This is a genomic window from Actinotalea endophytica (genome assembly GCF_025717005.1).
In the GTDB taxonomy this organism is placed as follows: domain Bacteria; phylum Actinomycetota; class Actinomycetes; order Actinomycetales; family Cellulomonadaceae; genus Actinotalea.
This window is the reverse complement of the sequence record NZ_JAOVZU010000005.1, coordinates 39,148-56,339: the sequence shown is the minus strand read 5'-3', so window position 1 is coordinate 56,339 and position 17,192 is coordinate 39,148. Positions and strand designations below refer to the sequence as shown.

13 protein-coding genes are annotated in these 17,192 nt (G+C 73.7%); 2 read left to right on the top strand and 11 right to left on the bottom strand.

Translation table 11 applies throughout. The features are described 5' to 3' along the window. Nucleotides 1-2: 2 nt before the first annotated feature. Nucleotides 3-629 carry a 30S ribosomal protein S4 gene (gene rpsD / locus OEB99_RS09620; protein WP_263509837.1) on the bottom strand — a complete coding sequence of 209 codons (627 nt, stop codon included), beginning with the start codon at nt 627-629 and terminating at the stop codon, nt 3-5. A gap of 165 nt (nt 630-794) precedes the next feature. Next, nucleotides 795-2,159 carry a replication-associated recombination protein A gene (locus OEB99_RS09615; RefSeq protein ID WP_263509836.1) on the bottom strand — a complete coding sequence of 455 codons (1,365 nt, stop codon included), beginning with the start codon at nt 2,157-2,159 and terminating at the stop codon, nt 795-797. Between the two features lie 152 nt (nt 2,160-2,311). On the opposite strand from OEB99_RS09615, the gene OEB99_RS09610 reads away from it, so the two are divergent. Further along, nucleotides 2,312-4,549: an MMPL family transporter gene (locus OEB99_RS09610; protein ID WP_263509835.1), complete on the top strand. Its 2,238-nt coding sequence runs from the start codon at nt 2,312-2,314 to the stop codon at nt 4,547-4,549. A gap of 1 nt (nt 4,550) precedes the next feature. Continuing rightward, nucleotides 4,551-4,952: a hypothetical protein gene (locus OEB99_RS09605; RefSeq protein WP_263509834.1), complete on the top strand. Its 402-nt coding sequence runs from the start codon at nt 4,551-4,553 to the stop codon at nt 4,950-4,952. Between the two features lie 12 nt (nt 4,953-4,964). Here the strand turns inward: OEB99_RS09605 and OEB99_RS09600 are convergent, their stop codons facing one another. The 9 genes from OEB99_RS09600 to OEB99_RS09560 all read right to left on the bottom strand — a co-directional run bounded on the left by OEB99_RS09600 (nt 4,965) and on the right by OEB99_RS09560 (nt 17,113). Next, nucleotides 4,965-5,807: a GNAT family N-acetyltransferase gene (locus tag OEB99_RS09600; protein ID WP_263509833.1), complete on the bottom strand. Its 843-nt coding sequence runs from the start codon at nt 5,805-5,807 to the stop codon at nt 4,965-4,967. After that, nucleotides 5,804-7,579 carry an aspartate--tRNA ligase gene (aspS, locus tag OEB99_RS09595; RefSeq protein ID WP_263509832.1) on the bottom strand — a complete coding sequence of 592 codons (1,776 nt, stop codon included), beginning with the start codon at nt 7,577-7,579 and terminating at the stop codon, nt 5,804-5,806. The genes OEB99_RS09600 and aspS overlap by 4 nt, the downstream gene beginning before the upstream one ends. A 100-nt stretch (nt 7,580-7,679) precedes the next feature. Next, nucleotides 7,680-8,258, bottom strand: a complete 579-nt coding sequence (locus OEB99_RS09590) for a hypothetical protein (RefSeq protein ID WP_263509831.1) — start codon at nt 8,256-8,258, stop codon at nt 7,680-7,682. After that, complete coding sequence (locus tag OEB99_RS09585; protein ID WP_318011407.1) at nt 8,255-10,342, bottom strand: DUF6571 family protein; 2,088 nt, start codon at nt 10,340-10,342, stop codon at nt 8,255-8,257. The genes OEB99_RS09590 and OEB99_RS09585 overlap by 4 nt, the downstream gene beginning before the upstream one ends. Before the next feature lie 31 nt (nt 10,343-10,373). After that, entirely contained in the window at nt 10,374-10,676 is a 303-nt protein-coding gene (locus OEB99_RS09580; RefSeq protein ID WP_263509829.1) for a hypothetical protein, read from the bottom strand. Nucleotides 10,677-10,771: 95 nt separating this feature from the next. Next, entirely contained in the window at nt 10,772-11,650 is an 879-nt protein-coding gene (locus tag OEB99_RS09575; protein ID WP_263509828.1) for a hypothetical protein, read from the bottom strand. Further along, entirely contained in the window at nt 11,644-12,153 is a 510-nt protein-coding gene (locus OEB99_RS09570; RefSeq protein ID WP_263509827.1) for a nuclear transport factor 2 family protein, read from the bottom strand. Before OEB99_RS09570 ends, OEB99_RS09575 begins: the two co-directional genes overlap by 7 nt. A gap of 68 nt (nt 12,154-12,221) precedes the next feature. Next, entirely contained in the window at nt 12,222-16,775 is a 4,554-nt protein-coding gene (locus OEB99_RS09565) for an FtsK/SpoIIIE domain-containing protein (RefSeq protein WP_263509826.1), read from the bottom strand. Between the two features lie 65 nt (nt 16,776-16,840). After that, nucleotides 16,841-17,113, bottom strand: coding sequence for a WXG100 family type VII secretion target (locus OEB99_RS09560; RefSeq protein WP_263509825.1), 273 nt, complete (start codon nt 17,111-17,113; stop codon nt 16,841-16,843). Nucleotides 17,114-17,192 lie beyond the last annotated feature (79 nt).

The following is a 17,192-nucleotide window of genomic DNA, read 5'->3' as shown; positions in this document are numbered from 1 at the left end:
ACTCAGCGCGAGTAGTACTCGACGACCAGCTGCACGTCGCAGGTCACCGGCACCTCGGCGCGCTTCGGGCGCCGGGTCAGGACCGCGGAGAGCTTCTCGAGCTGGACGTCCAGGTAGCCGGGCACGGCGGGCAGCACGTCGCGGTGCGCGCCGGCGGCGGCGATCTGGAACGGGACGGTGGTCTGGCTGCGCGGCTTGACCTGGATGGTCTGGCCGATCTTCACCTGGGCCGACGGGCGGTCGACGATCTTGCCGTCCACCAGGATGTGGCGGTGCACCACGGCCTGGCGCGCCTGGAGGATCGTCCGGGCGAAGCCGGCGCGCAGCACGAGCGCGTCGAGACGGGTCTCGAGGTTCTCGACCAGCGCCTCACCGGTCAGACCGGAGTGCTTCTTGGCCTCCTCGAACGCACGGGCCAGCTGCTTCTCGCGCAGGCCGTACTGGGCGCGGAGCCGCTGCTTCTCACGCAGCCGGACCGCGTAGTCCGACTCGGTGCGGCGACGGGCGCGGCCGTGCTCGCCGGGCGGGTAGGGCCGCTTCTCGAAGTGCTTGACGGCCTTGGGGGTGAGCGCCAGGCCCAGGGCGCGAGAGAGGCGCACCTGACGGCGCGCGCGGGTCACCTTGGTCATGCGGTGTTCGTCCTGTCGTTGTCGTGGCACATCCCGCGACGGGCGGATTCCCGGCGGGAGTGGGACCGACCTTCGTGATGCGGCTGAGGTCCCCAGGGCGTGCCCGTGAGCGGGCAACCTCGCAATCATACCGGAACGCCGGGCGGGCGGTGCACCGGCGCCGGGTCAGCCCTGGTCGAGAACCTCGCGGATCCGGGCGAGCCGCTCGGCGACCTGGCGCTCGTAGCCACGGTCCGAGGGAGCGTAGTACCGCGCACCGCGCAGCTCGTCGGGCAGGTACTGCTGCGCCGCGACCGCGTGCGGCTCGTCGTGCGCGTACCGGTACCCCGCGCCGTGGCCGATCCGCTCGGCGCCGGCGTAGTGGGCGTCCCGCAGGTGCGCCGGGACGGCACCGATCCGGCCGGCCCGGACGTCGGCGATCGCGGCGTCGATCGCCGCGTACGACGCGTTGGACTTCGGCGCCGTCGCGACGTGCACGACCGCCTCGGCGAGCACGATCCGCGCCTCCGGCATGCCGATCAGCTGGACCGCCTGTGCCGCGGCGACGGCCGTCTGCAGCGCCGACGGGTCGGCCATCCCGACCTCCTCGGAGGCAGCGATCACGATCCGACGGGCGATGAACCGCGGGTCCTCTCCCGCGACCACCATCCGGGCGAGGTAGTGCAGCGCGGCGTCCACGTCGGAACCGCGCATCGACTTGATGAACGCGCTCGCGACGTCGTAGTGCTGGTCCCCGGCACGGTCGTAGCGCACCGCAGCCGTGTCCACCGCACGCTCGACGGTCGCCAGGTCGACCGCGGCCGGCCCCGGGTCGCGGTGGCCGTCCAGTGCGGCACCGGCCGCCGCCTCGAGGATCGTCAGGGCCTTGCGCGCATCGCCACCAGCGAGCCGGAGCAGGTGCTCCTCGGCGTCCTCGTCCAGCGTCACGGCACCGGCCAGCCCCCGGTCGTCGTCGACGGCGCGGCGGACCAGCATCCGCACGTCCTCGGTGCCGAGCGGGCGCAGCGTGAGCAGCAAGGACCGCGAGAGCAACGGCGAGACGACCGAGAAGCTCGGGTTCTCGGTGGTCGCCGCGACCAGCGTCACCCACCGGTTCTCCACGCTCGGCAGCAGCGCGTCCTGCTGGGTCGAGGAGAACCGGTGCACCTCGTCGATGAAGAGCACGGTCTCCGGCCCGCCGGTCGCCAGCACCCGACGGGCGTCCTCCACCACCGCACGGACGTCCTTGACCCCGGACGTCACGCCCGACAGCTCGACGAACCGCCGCCCGGCGACGGCCGCCACGAGGTACGCGAGCGTGGTCTTCCCGGTCCCCGGCGGGCCCCAGAGCACGACGGAGGACGGGGCGGCGCGACGGGCCTCCTCGCCAGGTGCGACGAGCCGCCTCAGCGGCGAGCCCGGCGCCAGGAGGTGACCCTGCCCGGCGACCTCGTCCAAGGTTCGCGGACGCATCCGGACGGCCAGCGGCGCTCCGTCACCGGCCGCGGGAAGACCGGCGTCGGTCGTCACCGCCGCATCGAACAGGTCCACGGGCGAAGCCTACGCACCGCCACCCACCCGCCCGCGCACGCACCCGGCCGCGCCCCGGGGACGCGGCGCAGCGCAACGGGCCGGACGCACCGCACCCCAACCGGACACGCAGTGACGTGCGCCACCTCCCCCGGACCTGGAATGCTGGCGACGTGTTCGACCGGCTGGGCGCACAGATCGCGCGTCACCCCAAGACGGTGATCCTCGTCTGGCTCGTCCTGACGCTCGGGTGCTTCGCCGTGACCCTCACCGACGTGACCGGCGAGACGCTCTTCGACCGCCTGCACACCGGTGCCCCGGGCGTCCCGGGCTCGGAGAGCGCGATCGCCAACGAGATCATCGACACCGAGACCACCACGGGCCCCTCGCTGAGCCTCGCGGTGGACGGCGTGGACCCGGCGGACCCGGCGCTCCCGGACGCGATGGCCGCGGCGCGCACCGACCTGGCGGCGATCGACGGCGTCGCCTCGGTGATCGACCCGTACGTGGTCCCGGACGGGCCCGCCAACCCCGCGGTCGCCGGCCTCCTGGCCCAGGACGGGCAGGGCTTCCTGGTCGTCGTCGAGCTCGAGCACGGCCTGGATGCGACCGTCGAGGAGACAGCGCTCGCCGCCGTCGAGGAGCAGCTGGCGGCCATCCCCGGCGAGCTGAGCGACGCCGTCGGCACCACGGTGACCGGGCAGGTCGGCGGCGAGACGCTGATCGTCAAGGAGATCACCGACCAGGTCGAGAAGGACCTGCAGACCGGCGAGCGGATCGCCCTGCCGGTCGCGCTGTTCGTCATGGTGCTCGTCTTCGGCGGTCTGCTGTCCGCGAGCATGCCGCTGATCGGCGCCATCGCCTCGATCGCAGGCGGCCTCGGCAGCGTGCTCGCACTGTCCTACTGGCTCGAGATGGACGCGTCGGTGGTCAACGTGGTGACCATCCTCGGGCTCGGCCTGTCGATCGACTACGGCCTGCTCATCGTGTCGCGGTACCGCGAGGAGCTGCACGCCCTGGTCGACGACGACGGCGGCCGGGCCGTGCGCCGACGTCGCGGGGACGGCGCCGTGCAACGCGCGATGCGCACCACGATGCACACCGCCGGCCGCACCGTGACCTTCTCCGCGCTCACCGTCGCCATCGCGATCAGCGGCCTGCTCGTGTTCAAGCCGTCGATCCTGCGCGCGGTCTCCGCCGCGGGCGTCGCGGTGATCGTGGTCGCGATCCTCTCCGCGACGACCCTGGTCCCGGCGCTGCTGGTGCTCTCCGGTCGCCGCCTGATCAAGCCCGGGCTGATCGGCCGGGTGCCCGGGCTGCGCGGGCTCATCCGCCGCACGGGCGACGTCACCTCGGAGGAAGGCGTCTTCTCCCGCCTCGCCGGCTGGGTGCAGCGCCGCCCCTGGCTCGTCATGATCGGCACGCTCGGCGTCCTCGCCGTGCTCGCCCTCCCGCTCGGGCACCTGCAGCTGCGCAACTCCTCGGTCGAGCTCCTGCCCCGCGGCTCCGACCAGAGCGAGTACCTGCAGACCATCGCGGACCAGTACCCGGCGTCGGAGTCGGCGACGGCGTGGGTCGTCGCCGAGGCGCCGCTCGAGGACGTGACCGACTGGAGCTCGGAGGTCGCCGCCCTCCCCGAGATCGCGTCGGTCGACCCGCCCCAGGCGATCGGCGGCTACGTGGTCCTCCCGGTACGGGTCGACACCGACGACCCGGGCGGTCCGGACGCGGTCGACGCCGTCCGCGCGCTGCGCGCGCTCGATGCTCCGTTCCCGACCTGGGTCACCGGTCAGGCCGCCACGCAGATCGACTTCCTCGACGCGCTGCTCGACCGCGTGTGGTGGGCGGTCGCGATCGTCGTCGTCGCGACGCTCGTGCTGCTGTTCCTGATGACCCGCTCGCTGGTGATCCCGGTCAAGGCGCTGCTCACCAACGTGCTCTCGCTCTCGGCGTCGCTCGGCGTGCTGGTGTGGGCGTTCCAGGACGGGCACCTGCAGGACCTGCTCGGTTTCACCTCGACCGGTGGGATCGAGACGTACGTGCTCGCGATGGTCGTCGCGTTCGCGTTCGGGCTGGCGATGGACTACGAGGTCTTCCTGCTCTCCCGGATCAAGGAGGCGTGGGACAAGGGCGCCGGCAACGACGAGGCCGTCCGCCGAGGCCTGCAGCGGTCCGGCCGGATCATCACCTCGGCGGCGGTGATCATCGTCGTGGTGTTCACGGGCTTCGTGTTCGGCAAGCTGCTGATCATCAAGGAGGTCGGCTTCTCGCTGGCCGTCGCGGTGATCATCGACGCCACCCTCGTGCGCATGCTGCTCGTCCCCGCGACCATGACGGTGCTCGGCCGGGCGAACTGGTGGGCGCCCGCGTGGCTGCTCCGGGCGACCCGCCGGATCGCGATCGAGCACTGACGTGCCCCAGCTGACCGGCGTCGGCGGCCTCGTGCTCTGGCTCGTCCAGATCACGGTCCCGCTGCTGGTGGTGACGTCCGTCGTCCTCGCCCTGCGGCCGCGGCCGCGCCGGACGCCCCGCGAGGCCACCCTCGGCCGGGCCCAGTGGCTGACCGTGGCCGTCGGGCTCGTGGTCGGCTACCTCGTCGCCGCCATGGTGATCCGCCACCGGGAGGGGAGCCCACTGGCGCTGCTCGTCTTCCTCACGCTGTGCGCGACCGTCGCCGCGGGCGGTGCGCTCCTGCGGTGGGCCTGGCGGGTGCACGCCACGGCGGTGCTGGACGAGCAACCCGCCGACGAGCCTCCCCCACCCCGCCCGCACGAGGGCCTGTCCGGCGGCGTGGAGCCGCCGCGGCGCTGGTGACCCCGTGGACCCTCAGTGCACGGACGGCGTGCCGACGGCGGGGGCGACCGCCCGGTAGGAGGTGAACCGCCCCTCGACCTGGAATCCCAGTCGTTCGTAGACCCGCCGTGCGACCGCGTTCGAGGCATACATGCCGAGCGACACCCAGTCGGCGCCGGAGGCGAGACCTGCACGGGTCGCAGCGCCCGTGAGGGCGCGGCCGAGACCGCCGCGGCGACCGTGCGGGCGCACCCCAAGTCCGTGGAGGTGCCACGACAGGTCGGCGCCCGCGGGGTCGCCGGCCCTGGCCCCCGCGCCGATCACGCCGATGAGCAGGTCGCCGTCGCGCACGCCGAACCACGCCGCCTCGCCCGGTGCACCGGGGTCGGCGGACGTGTCCGGGTTCGCCTGGCGCAGGCAGTCGCGGATGGCGTCACCGTCCTCGGCCGCGTCGAGGCGGACCACGTCGGCCTCGCCCGGCGCAGCAGCGGGGCGTTCGGCCGTCGCGAGCCAGTCCCAGGCGGAGACGGGCTCGAGTCCGAGCCGCCGGCGGGTCTGCGCGGGCAGGTCGTCCTCCGGCTCGACGGCGGGGCCCTCATCGTCCGGCGCGCCCTGCACCCCCGCCGGGCCCGCACCGAGCCGGGGAAGGCTCGCCCACCCGGGCGCGGCCGCGTGCACGCGGGCAGCGACCAGGCGTCGAACGAGCACCGGGTCCCCGCGGCCCAGGAGCGACGTACGGCCGTCGACGCCGAGCTCCACCAGCAGCGCCCCGTCGCAGGACGCCACGTCCTGGACGCTCCAGCGCCCTCGGTCGCCGAGCAGGAGACGGTCCGCCCGCCAGGCCTCGGGCAGGCGCTCGAGACCCGACGGTGTCACAGATCCTCGGACGCGGGCTTCTCCGGCTTGGTGTCGACGCCGGTCTCCTTGCGCTGCTCGGCGCTGATCGGCGCCGGTGCTCCGGTCAGCGGGTCGTAGCCGCCGCCCGACTTCGGGAAGGCGATCACGTCCCGGATCGACTCGCTTCCGGTCAGCAGCATGACGATCCGGTCCCAGCCGAACGCGATGCCGCCGTGCGGCGGGGCGCCGTACTGGAACGCGTCGAGCAGGAACCCGAACTTCTCCTGGGCCTCCTCGTGCCCGATGCCCATGACCGAGAAGACGCGCTCCTGCACGTCGCGCCGGTGGATACGGATCGACCCGCCACCGATCTCGTTGCCGTTGCAGACGATGTCGTACGCGTAGGCCAGCGCGCTGCCCGGGTCGGACTCGAACCGGTCGATCCAGTCCGGGTTGGGCGAGGTGAACGCGTGGTGCACGGCGGTCCACTGCCCACCGCCGACGGCGACGTCGTCGTCCTCACCGGTCGGCTTGAAGAGCGGCGCGTCGACCACCCACACGAAGGACCAGGCGGACTCGTCGACCAGACCGACGCGGCGGGCGATCTCCTCGCGGGTCGCCGCGAGCAGCCCGCGGGACTCGCTAGCCTTGCCGGCCGCGAAGAACACGCAGTCCCCCGGCTTCGCGCCGACCGCCGCGACGAGCCCGTCGCGCTCGGCGTCGGACAGGTTCTTCGCGACCGGGCCGCCGAGCTCGCCGTCCTCGCTCACGGTCACGTAGGCGAGGCCACGGGCACCGCGCTGCTTCGCCCACTCCTGCCACGCGTCGAACGTGCGCCGCGGCTGGGAGCCGCCGCCCGGCATCACGATCGCTCCGACGTACGGGGCCTGGAAGACCCGGAAGGGAGTGTTCGCGAAGTACTCGGTCAGCTCGGTCAGCTCGAGGTCGTAGCGCAGGTCGGGCTTGTCGGAGCCGTAGCGCCGCATGGCCTCGGCGTAGGTGATCCGCAGGATCGGCGTCGGGATCTCGTAGCCGATCAGCTTCCACAGCTCGACCAGGATCTCCTCGGAGACGGCGATCACGTCGTCCTGGTCGACGAAGCTCATCTCGACGTCGAGCTGGGTGAACTCCGGCTGCCGGTCGGCGCGGAAGTCCTCGTCGCGGTAGCAACGGGCGATCTGGTAGTACCGCTCGAGCCCGCCGACCATGAGCAGCTGCTTGAACAGCTGGGGCGACTGCGGCAGGGCGTACCACGAGCCGGGTGCCAGCCGTGCGGGCACGACGAAGTCGCGCGCGCCCTCGGGCGTCGAGCGGGTCAGCGTCGGGGTCTCGACCTCGACGAACCGGTGGGCGTCGAGCACCCGCCGAGCCGCCGAGCTCACCTGCGCCCGCAGACGCAGGGCCCGGGCGGTGGCCGGCCGGCGCAGGTCGAGGTATCGATGACGGAGCCGCGCCTCCTCGCCCACCTGCTCGTCCAGAGCGCTCGAGACCTGGAACGGCAGCGGCGCGGCCTCGTTGAGCACGTCGACGCCGGTCGCGACGACCTCGATCTCGCCCGTGGCCAGGTGGTCGTTCTCGTTGCCCTCCGGCCGGCGACCGACAGTTCCGGTCACTCGCAGCACGTACTCGTTGCGCAGGCCGTGGGCCACCGCCTCGTCCCGGATCACGACCTGCGCGATCCCGGAGGCGTCCCGCAGGTCGATGAACGCCACGCCGCCGTGATCGCGCCGCCGGTCCACCCAGCCGGTGAGCGTGACGGTCTGGCCGGTGTGCTCGGCTCGCAGTGAGCCGGCGTCGTGGGTGCGCAGCACGGATCGGGTCCTTCGGTTCGGGAGACGCCCGGTCGGGCGCGTCGATCCTAGTTGGCCTGCGCAACCGGTGCGGACGCGTGCAGCGCCGCTCAGCGGCGCGTCACGGGCTCCCGAGGTTCAGCGAGTCCGCGACCTGGCGGGTCAACGCCTCGAGGTCGAGCGTGATGTCGCGCCCACGGGCACCTGCACCGAGCTGGACCTCGATCGCATAGGAGCCCCAGATGACCCCGGACGACGCCCCGAGCGACGCGGTGTCGGTCGCCGGGACGACGTCACCCCACACGCCACCGTCGAGGTCCGGGAAGGTCCGGTCCGGGGGGTTGTGCCCGTCGCCGTCGATCCGAGCCCGGAGGTCGGTGCCCTCCGCGGACTGGACGGTGTCGACGCGCACCGCCGCGACGGGCGAGACCAGCGTCTCGCCGCGCAGCACGCACCAGCCTCCGCCGACGTCACCGGCCTCGGCCAGCGTGCCGTCGATGCTGTCGACGGCGTGCCCGGTCGCGAGCTCGACCGACGCGACATCGACTCCGCACTGCACCTCGGCGTCGGCGGGCGCCGAAGTGGCGAGGGCGAGGTCACCCGAGGTCGTCGGGCCCGGCTCGGGGCTCCCGTGTGCGGTGCAAGCCGCCAGGGAGACAAGGACCAGCGCCGCCGTCCCGGCCCGGATCGCGCGCCTCATGAGCCCGGCCCCGCCCACGCGGCCGCGATCGGGCCGACCACCGAGTCCTTCATCGCCGCCACGAACCCGGAGCCGTTCAACCAGCTGCGGACCGCCGGGTCGGAGTAGTCCAGCCCGACCGGGTTGCCCTGGGCGTCGGTGATGACGCCCGAGGCCGGCGGCGGCTCGACGGTCACGTGGTAGAGCTCCTGGGCCGAGGCCAGCGAGTCCTCCGTGAAGTACCCGGCCCGCACGGCCGAGTCGAGTGTCTGGTGCAGCAGGTTGCTCCGCGCGTAGTCGTCCCACGCGGCATACGCGGCCTGCGGGTCGTCGTCGCCGGCCAGGCCGTCCTCCACGGCCGAGAACGCTCGGCTCTCCGCCTCGCCGAGCGCGAGCTGCACCCACTCGTTCTTCACCTCCGGGATGAACGGCAACGACGAGGCGAGACTGAGCGCCTCCGCGACGGCGGCCGCACGTTCGGCCTTCAGGTCCGCGTCGCTCTGGTCACCGCTGTAGGCGTTCTGCATCACCCACGCCAAGGCCTCGGACGTGTTGACCACCGACGACGTCGCGTCGTCCACGGACAAGCCCGCCAGCATCGCGCCCGCGGCGGACTCCTGGGTCTCGGCGGCCGTGCTGAACCCGTAGTCCACCGCGACCGTCCCGGCCTGCATCAGGCCGGCCATCACCGGGGTGATCGTCGCCTCGTCCTCACCGAGCGTGCCGAGGACCTTCGCGAGCAGCCCCTGATCCATCCGGACCCCGTACGCGCTGCCGTCCGGGAAGAGGTACCCGCTCCCCGGTCCGGCCAGGCCGCCGGAGAGGTCGTCGCCCTCGAGAGCGACGCGGTAGACGTCGGTGCCGTAGGAGGCCAGCACGTCGGCGATGTGGGGGCGCATGCCGTCCCACATCTGCCATCCGGCGTCCTTCCACGGCCCCCAGCCGCCCGCGCCGTCCCCGGTCGTCTCGCCGATCAGGGCGAGAGTCTGGCCGGCGAGGTCGGCCGAGACGCGCCCGGACTCCTGGTTGTTCCGGTACGTGGTCGTCGCGGCCTCCAGTGCCGCACCCAGCGCGTCGCCGTTGTCCGGCAGACCCGCCCAGGTGCGCTCGGTGATCAGATAGGCCAGCCGGTCCGAGACCACCTGGTCGCTCCCTGCGATCGTCACGGTGACCTGGTCCCCGCCCGCGAAGAACTCCTGCGCCGCCGCGGGGTTGTGCCCCAGCGCCGCCAGCACGCCGACCATCGGGTCACGGAACCTGGCCCCGGTCGCGTCCGCGACGAAGAAGGCGCTTGCGGCGTCGCTCGACCGCGGGCCCCAGACCGCGCCGTTCTCCGCGCCGAACTCCCGTTCGTAGTCGTACACGCCCGTGGCCACGGTGGTGGTGAAGTCCTCGGAGAACGTTCCGGACATCAACAGCACGCCCAGCGCGTTCGCGCGGTCGGCGAACCCGGAGGCGTCGGGGTCGGCGCCGATCTGGTAGGGCACCTCCTCGGTGATCGCCTCGACCCAGCCGTCGGCATACCCGGCAGGCAGGGCGAGGTCGCCGGTGGCCCGGGTCGCCGTGCCCAGCGTGGCCGACATCGCCGTGACCAGCCGCCCGTACCAGGCGTTGGCGGCGTCGATCTCCTCGGCGGTGTGCACGTTGTCGTACTGGGTGCGGTGGTACGACAGCGCCACGGTCAGCTCGGCCAGCTCGTCGGGGCTCAGCTCGCCCGCGAAGCCCGAGGCGAAGTACGGGTCGTCCTGGTTCGCCTCGATCAGCGCGATCAGGTCCTCGTCCGGCACCCCGTCGCAGTCCCGCAGGCGTTCGGCGGCCTCGCGACCGTTCGTCACGGCTGTCTCGGGAGCCACCTGGCTGAGCAGGTCCTCGTCGATCACCGCCGTCCCCACCGGCCACTCGGGCCGTGAGCTCTCCAACGCCTCGGCCATCGCCAGGCGCCGACGCAGACCCGGGATCTGGTCCTGCGTCCAGGTGATCGGCCCCCACAGCCGAGACGGCGAACCGGTCCACACGCGGTACCCGTGCAGGGTGGACGAGAACCAGTCCTTGGCCGTGTGCAGGTCGTCCAGCGCGCACTCCATGCCCCGGACGACCTGCCGCATCCCCACCACATCGATGCTCGACGTCGCCATGTCAGCCCCAGTACGCGCGTGAGTCGGTCGCGGGCACCGTCACGGGCTCGCCGTCCCGGCGCGCGCGAAGATCCGCGACGCAGTCACCGCCGGCGTTCGCCGCCGCCGTGTCGTGCGTCGCGCAGCCGCTCGCGAAGTCGTCGGCGGCGTGGCTGGTGCTCGTCCACGCACCCTGTCGCATCGCCGCCTGCACGTCGTCGAACACCGCGGCGACGTCGTCGGCGCGACGTTCCACACTCGGCAGCGCCCGTGACATCGCCGTCCGGTAGCGGTTCTCCACCTGCTCCGGCTCGTCCTCCGCCAATCCCGTTCTCCCCCCGCATCAGCGCCGTGCGGCGCGCGTCGAAACCCTATCGGGCGTCCGGTCCGTCGATCCGGGCAACCGTCCGCCCCGCACCGTCACGGCGCGACGACCGCTTCGATCTCCGCCACCGGGACCTCCAGGGTCTGCCACCCCGAGGTCAGGGTGTCGGGCACGCCGGCCACGTCCAGGGTGGTGCCGCCCTGCGTGAACCGGACGTCGTAGACCAACCGCATCCGGGCCGTGTAGGCCGGCAGCCCGTCGGCACCGACGGGTTGACCCGCCGACGACCTCTCGTACGCGACCGCGCAGGCCGGGCCGTCCGAGACCGACCACGCACAGGTACGAGGGCCCGAACCGTCCCCGGGGTCGACCTCCAGACTCGCCGGCGTGCCGATCGCGACCACGCCCAGCGCCGCCGACCCGGTGATCTCGCCGCCGTCGGGCCCCGCCGCCCAGAACCACGTGTCCAACCCCACGACGGCACGCCGCACGGGGCTCATCCCGATCGAGAACGCCGGGGTGCGCAAGGCACCGTAGGCCTGCCGCGCCGCCTGGCCGACCGTGATCTCCGGAGGCGTGTACCAGGACCAACCTGTCAGCGTCCCGGTCGGGTCCGGAGTGCACGACTGGTACGTGTAGATCGCGTCCGGCGACGGCTGGGACTCCCACGGCCAGGAGTCCTCGGGCAGCGCCGACGGCACGTTCGCCCAGCACGCACTCGCTCCGATGCAGTACTCGGCGATCCCCGAGAGGTCGCACGTCGGCGCGTCTCCTCCCCCGTCCCCCGGGGTCGTCTCGTCGCCGTCGCCGGGGCAGACGACCTCGTACCGGATGCCGCCCTCGCCGTGCCCGGCGACCGGGACGAGCCGGCACCCCGGCGGAGTCTCCGCCCACGCGAGGCCGGCCGGCCACGCCGCCACCCAGAGGCCCACGGCCACGGCCGCACCGACGAGGCGACGACGACGGCTCAGCATGTGAAGCCCTCCGGCGCCGGCGTGGAGTCGGTCGCCAGCCAGGTGCCGTCGATCCGCTCGAGGACGAGGCCACCCGCCTGCACCGGCTCGATCTCGCCCGTGACCTCACCCTCGGCCGGAACCCACGCGGAGTTGTCCACGCAGGCGAGGACCGTGGCCCGGTCGCCGTCGATCGTCACGGTCTCGTTCGAGAACGTCGGCGCACCGGTGAGGACCAGGTCGTACTCCTCGTAGTAGCGGGCCTGGGAGAGGTTCTCCTCGACGATCGCCCCCTGCGCGACGCCGTCGTAGACCGCCGCGTCGTGGTTGCCCGCGAAGAGCGCGACGGTCGCGGCCCAGTAGGCCCGGTACGCGGCCAGGACCTCCGCCTCGGCGTCCTCGGTCGGGTCGACGGTGGCCGTCTCGGAAGGTGTCTCCACGGGACTCGTGGCCGTGCTCGTCGGCTCCGGCGCGGTGCCCGAGCACCCGGTGACCCCCAGCCCGACCACCAGTCCGACAACCATCGCGACCATCCCTGCGCGCGCAGCTCTCCGCACCGCGCTCCCCCTTCCGATCGTTCCTGCACACGGCCTCATGACGACGCTCCCGTGGGGAGCGGAACCTGCACCAGGTGCATCGCACCTGCGGCGACCAGGACGCCTCGACCGGGCACCGTGGCACCGAGCGCCGACCGCGGTAGGCGCACACCGAGCACGTCACCCTCGTTCGGGGTGCTCGGGGACAGGAAGAGCCCGCACCGCGACCGCTTGAGCGCGGGCACCGGGCCGCGGTACGCGCCGGAGAGGTCGTCGACCGACCCCGCCGCCACCACGAGGCCCGGCCGGTCTCGCACGGCGCCGAGGTGGTTCACGACGGCGTCGGCCAGCGGCCCGTCCGTACCCACGAGCTCGAGGTCGTCGACCAGGAGCAGGGTCGGCCGCGAGTCGGGAGCGAGCCTCGACAGGACCGCGCCGACCGCGTCCTTCGGCGAGTCGAGGTCGAGCACGCCCACGACCCCGCGCTCGCGCTCCAGGTCCTGAAGCGGGCTGCGGCGCGGAGTCACCAGACCGACCGCCCAGCCGCGGTCGAGGGCCGAGCGCGCCATCGTGGCCAGGGTGGTGCTCCGGCCCGAGCGTCGCGGACCGACCACCAGGACGCCTGGACCGTGCTCCTCGGCGTCCAGGCCCATCAGCCGCAGCGCGTCACCACCCACACCCGCCGGGACCGCGGTCCCGCCGAGCGGCGGCCCGCCGAGCCGTCCGGCCTCGGCCAGCGTGATCCTGGCCGGCAGCACGTCGACCCGGAACGGCACCTGGTCCGCGGACGGCGGCAGATCGACCCGCTCCGCCGCCCATCGCTGCTCCGCCAGACGCCCGAGCGACTGCAGCGCGGCGACCTGCGCCGCACCCTGCACGTCGGCGTCGAGCACCCTGACCTGGAGCTCTTCGGCGTCCGGCCCACGGAAGGCACGGCCGTCCGGCACGCGCTCGGGCACCTCGCGCGGCAGGAGGCCGACGGCGCCGTACTCCGAGCGATCGTTCATCCGCAGCATCACGCGGTCCTCGGTGAGGGTCGACACGCGGCCGGCGAGCAGCGAGCGGTCGCCACTGACCACGACCTTCACGCCCGCCCCCGGCCCTTCCTGGAGGATCTGGGTCCAGGTCTCGACCAGAGCGCCGCCGTCGTACTCCTCGAAGGCCTGGAGGAACCCCTCCCACCGGTCGAGCAGCACGAGCAGGTACGGGAGCCGGTCGCCCTCGGTCGCCCGCGCCCGCTGCTCGGTGACGTCGGCGCAGGCCAGCTCCGCGAGGAGCTGCTGGCGGCGGGAGATCTCCGCCCGCAGGCGTCGGCTCAGTCGCGCGAGCCGGTCGGGCTGGTCCCGCGGCACCACGGCACCGGTGTGCGGCAGGCCGACCAGCGGCAGCAGGGCGTTGTTGCCGCAGTCGACCCCGTACAGGTGCACGTCCCGCGGCGAGGTCCGCTCCGCGACGGCCGCTGCCAGCGCCCGCAGGACGGTCGACCGGCCGGACCGCGCGCTGCCCACCACGGCGAGCGACCCGCAGGTCTCCAGGTCGAGCACCGCGAGGTCGCGGGCCTGCTGCGCAGGCAGGTCGACCAGGCCGTACGGCAGGAGGAGCGGCCCGTCGACCGCGGGCAGCTCGACCACCACGTCCGGCAACGCGGGCAGCCACGGCGGGGGCGGCGCCGTCACACCGACGTCCAGGCAGGCAGCCTCGACCGCCCGGACCAACGACGCGAGATCGGTGGGCACATCGACGTCCTTCTCGTCGACGGCACCCACGACCACGGCCGGTCGCCCGAGCGATCGCCACGTCAGCGGCAGCACCCGGACCGCGTCTCCGGGGTCCGCGCCGGGCGGGCGACCGCCGACCCGGGACGCCTGGAACGGGACCAGGTTCTGGTGCCCCAGGCGGGCATAGGCGCGACCCGGCAGACCCTGCGGGATCTCGGCCGCGTCGGGGACCTCGATCACGTCCTGCGAGTCCTGCTTGTCGGTCACCCGCAGTGCGATCCGGAGGTTCGTGTTCGAGCGGATCTCCGCGCTCACCACGCCGGCGGGTCGCTGTGTCGCCAGCAGGAGGTGCACCCCGAGCGAGCGGCCCCGACGTGCGACGTCCACGAGACCCGTGACGAAGTCGGGCAGCTCGGAGACCAGCGCCGCGAACTCGTCGATCACGATCAGCAGGCGGGGCATCGGCGCGTCCGCCGCCCCGCGCATCGCGACGTAGTCCTCGATGTCCTTGGCGCCCAGCCGCGCGAGCTGGTGCTCCCTTCGGCGCAGCTCCGCACGCAACGACTCGAGCGCCCGGGACGTCAGGTGGGCGTCGAGGTCGGTGACCATCCCGACGGTGTGCGGCAGACGATCACAGTCCTTGAACGCGGCGCCGCCCTTGTAGTCGATGAGGACGAAGGTCATCTCGTCCGGGCGGTTCGCGACCGCGAGCGAGGCGATCAACGTCTGCAGGAGCTCGGACTTGCCCGAGCCCGTCGTCCCGGCGACGAGGCCGTGCGGTCCGTCGCCGCGCAGGTCGACCTCGAACGGCCCTTCGCCGGTCTCCCCGATGACTGCCCTGGTGGTGCGTCCGCCGCCCGCCCATCGGGCGACCACGGCCGCCCCGGAGGGGGGGTCCATCCGTAGCACCTCGAGCAGGCGGGACGCGGTCGGCAGGGTCTGCCCGAGGTCCTCGGTCGAGATGTCGCGCAGGGGCGCGAGCGCCCGCCCGAGCCGCTCGAACCAGGCGGGGTCGGGCAGGTCGGGCCGGATCCCGTCGACCGGATCGCGACCGGCGACGGTGACCGACGCCGTGCTGCCGAGCGTCACGACGGCCCGGCACTCCTCCGGGAGCTGACGCTCGTCCTCGTCAAGGCAGACGAACAGCACGCCCACACCGGGGCCGTCCCGGAGCAGGGTCACCAGGCCCTGGAGAAGGCGGATCCGCCGCGCGCCGTCGAGCACGACCACGACGGGCGCGGGAGCCACAGCCGTCCTGCCTTCGCGCTCCGCGGCTCGTCGCCGTTCGACCAGGTCCAGGAGCTCGGCGACCCGGCGCTGCGTCGTCTCGTCGTCCGTCCCCACCGACGCGAGGGCCCCGGTCTCGCGTCGCACGTGCGGCAGCCACCGCAGCCAGTGCCACCCCTGCCCGGCACCGTCGCCGAGCAGCACCACCGACACATCGGCCGGGGAGTGCTCCGCCGCCACCTGCGCGACGACCCACCCGGCCAGCCTGGTGCGCTCCTCGGCGGGCCCGGCGATGCCGGTGACGCCGACGTCGGCCAGCGGCACCGCCACCGGGACGTCGGGTGCGGTCCAGCGGAGGTCGCGCTCGTGGTCGAGGCGTGCCGGGTCGATCAGGCGGACCTCGCTCGGCAGGTCGGCCGTGCCGATCCGGCCGAGCAGCCAGTCCGGGTCGGTGCGGCGCCGCTCCCAGAGCCGGACCCGCGGACCGGTCGCTGCGAGCAGCACCGTCGCGGGGTCGGGGAGGTCGTGGCGCCGGGCGCTGCTCTCCTCCCCGAGCGCGGCGTACGCGGCCGCGGTGACCCGCGCGCTGCGCTCGGCCCAGGACCTCACCGCATCGACGTGCTGCCCGCGTCGGCTGCGTCGGTTCCCGGCCCAGTTCGCCACCGCCATCACGGGCGACAGGAGCATCAGGAGCAGGAAGCTCGGGTTGTGGAAGATCAGGAACGTCCCCGCGCCGAGGGCGACCGGCGCCAGGAGCATCACGACCGGGAACCGCACCGCGTCCGGCCGCTGGGGCTCGGCCGGCAGCCGGAAGTCCGTGGTCCGCCGGGGCGGCAGGATCCTCGGCGGCCGGTTGTAGTCGAGCGTCGCGCCACCTCGGCCCGGGGACAGCGACGCGTCCGGCGCGGTGACGGCCGAGAGCTCGAGCATCGTGTCCCCGACCACGAGCGCGGCCCCGGGGGACCACGGGGTCGGTCCGTCGAGCGGCGCGCGGTCCAGGTGGACGACCGGGCGATCGCTCTCCGGGTCGACCTCGCGCAGGGCCCCGCGCGCCGACGTGGCGCGGGCCAGGCGTGCGGCGTAGGTGCGTCCCGCCGGGCCGGGCTCGGGGTCGCCCGGCAGGACGATCGGTCCGTCCAGGGGCTTGCGGCGCGACGGTGGCGCGACCGACCCGCTCGCGGCGTCGTCGGGGTGCACCGTCACGCCGGCGTCGATGCCGATCTCGAGCACCACCGCGTGCGCCGGGCCGTCCTCGAGGAGGATCGACGCGCTCGGCCCGGAACCGACCACGTGACGACCGGCGGCCAGGCGATGCACCCGCCCGGCGCCCCGGCCGGACGAGATCCGCACCTCGACCACGCCGGTGGGCTCGGCCCACTCGCCACCGGCGTCCGCGCCGATGCCCAGCACCGCACCGTGCCGCACCGGCGAGTCCGCGACGGGCTGGTCCGGGTCCAAGGCACGTCCCTGGAACCACAGCGCGGGCGCGGGACCGGCGCCGGGTCCCACCTGCACGACGCCCAGGTGCCCGCGCCCCCGCGGCGTCACGTGCGGCGCGACCGTCGCGAGCCCGGACGCGAGGTCACGGACCAGTGCACCGGGCGCGCACTCGACGAGCACGTCGAGGTTCTGGTCGCCCGTCGCGACGCTCAGCACGAGCCGCACGTGTTCTCCTTCTCCCGGCACGGCGCGAGGCCCGCTCCAGCTGGGCGGGCCGCGCGCCGCACGCCTCAGATGCGGTCCGGCTCGCCGGTCGCGGCAGCGATGTTGTTGTGGTTGGTCTGCACGTCCTTGGCGGCACCGGTCAGGGCGTCGGCGAGGTTGTTGAGGTTCTTCTTGTACTCGACCCAGGCCGAGCGGAAGTCCTCGGAGTACTTGCCCGTCCACTGGGCGCCGTCAAGCGCGCTCTGCACCTGGGTCTGGATCTGGAGCGCCTCGTCGGCCTTCGCGACGAAGGTCTTGTGAAGGTCCTGAAGCGTGCTGAGTTCTGCACCAACGGCCACGTTCTGTCTCCCTGCTTCGTGTCGGTCCCGCCGCGCTGGTCAGCCCGGCGATCGGCCCCGGGGCCACCAGGGCCCCGGG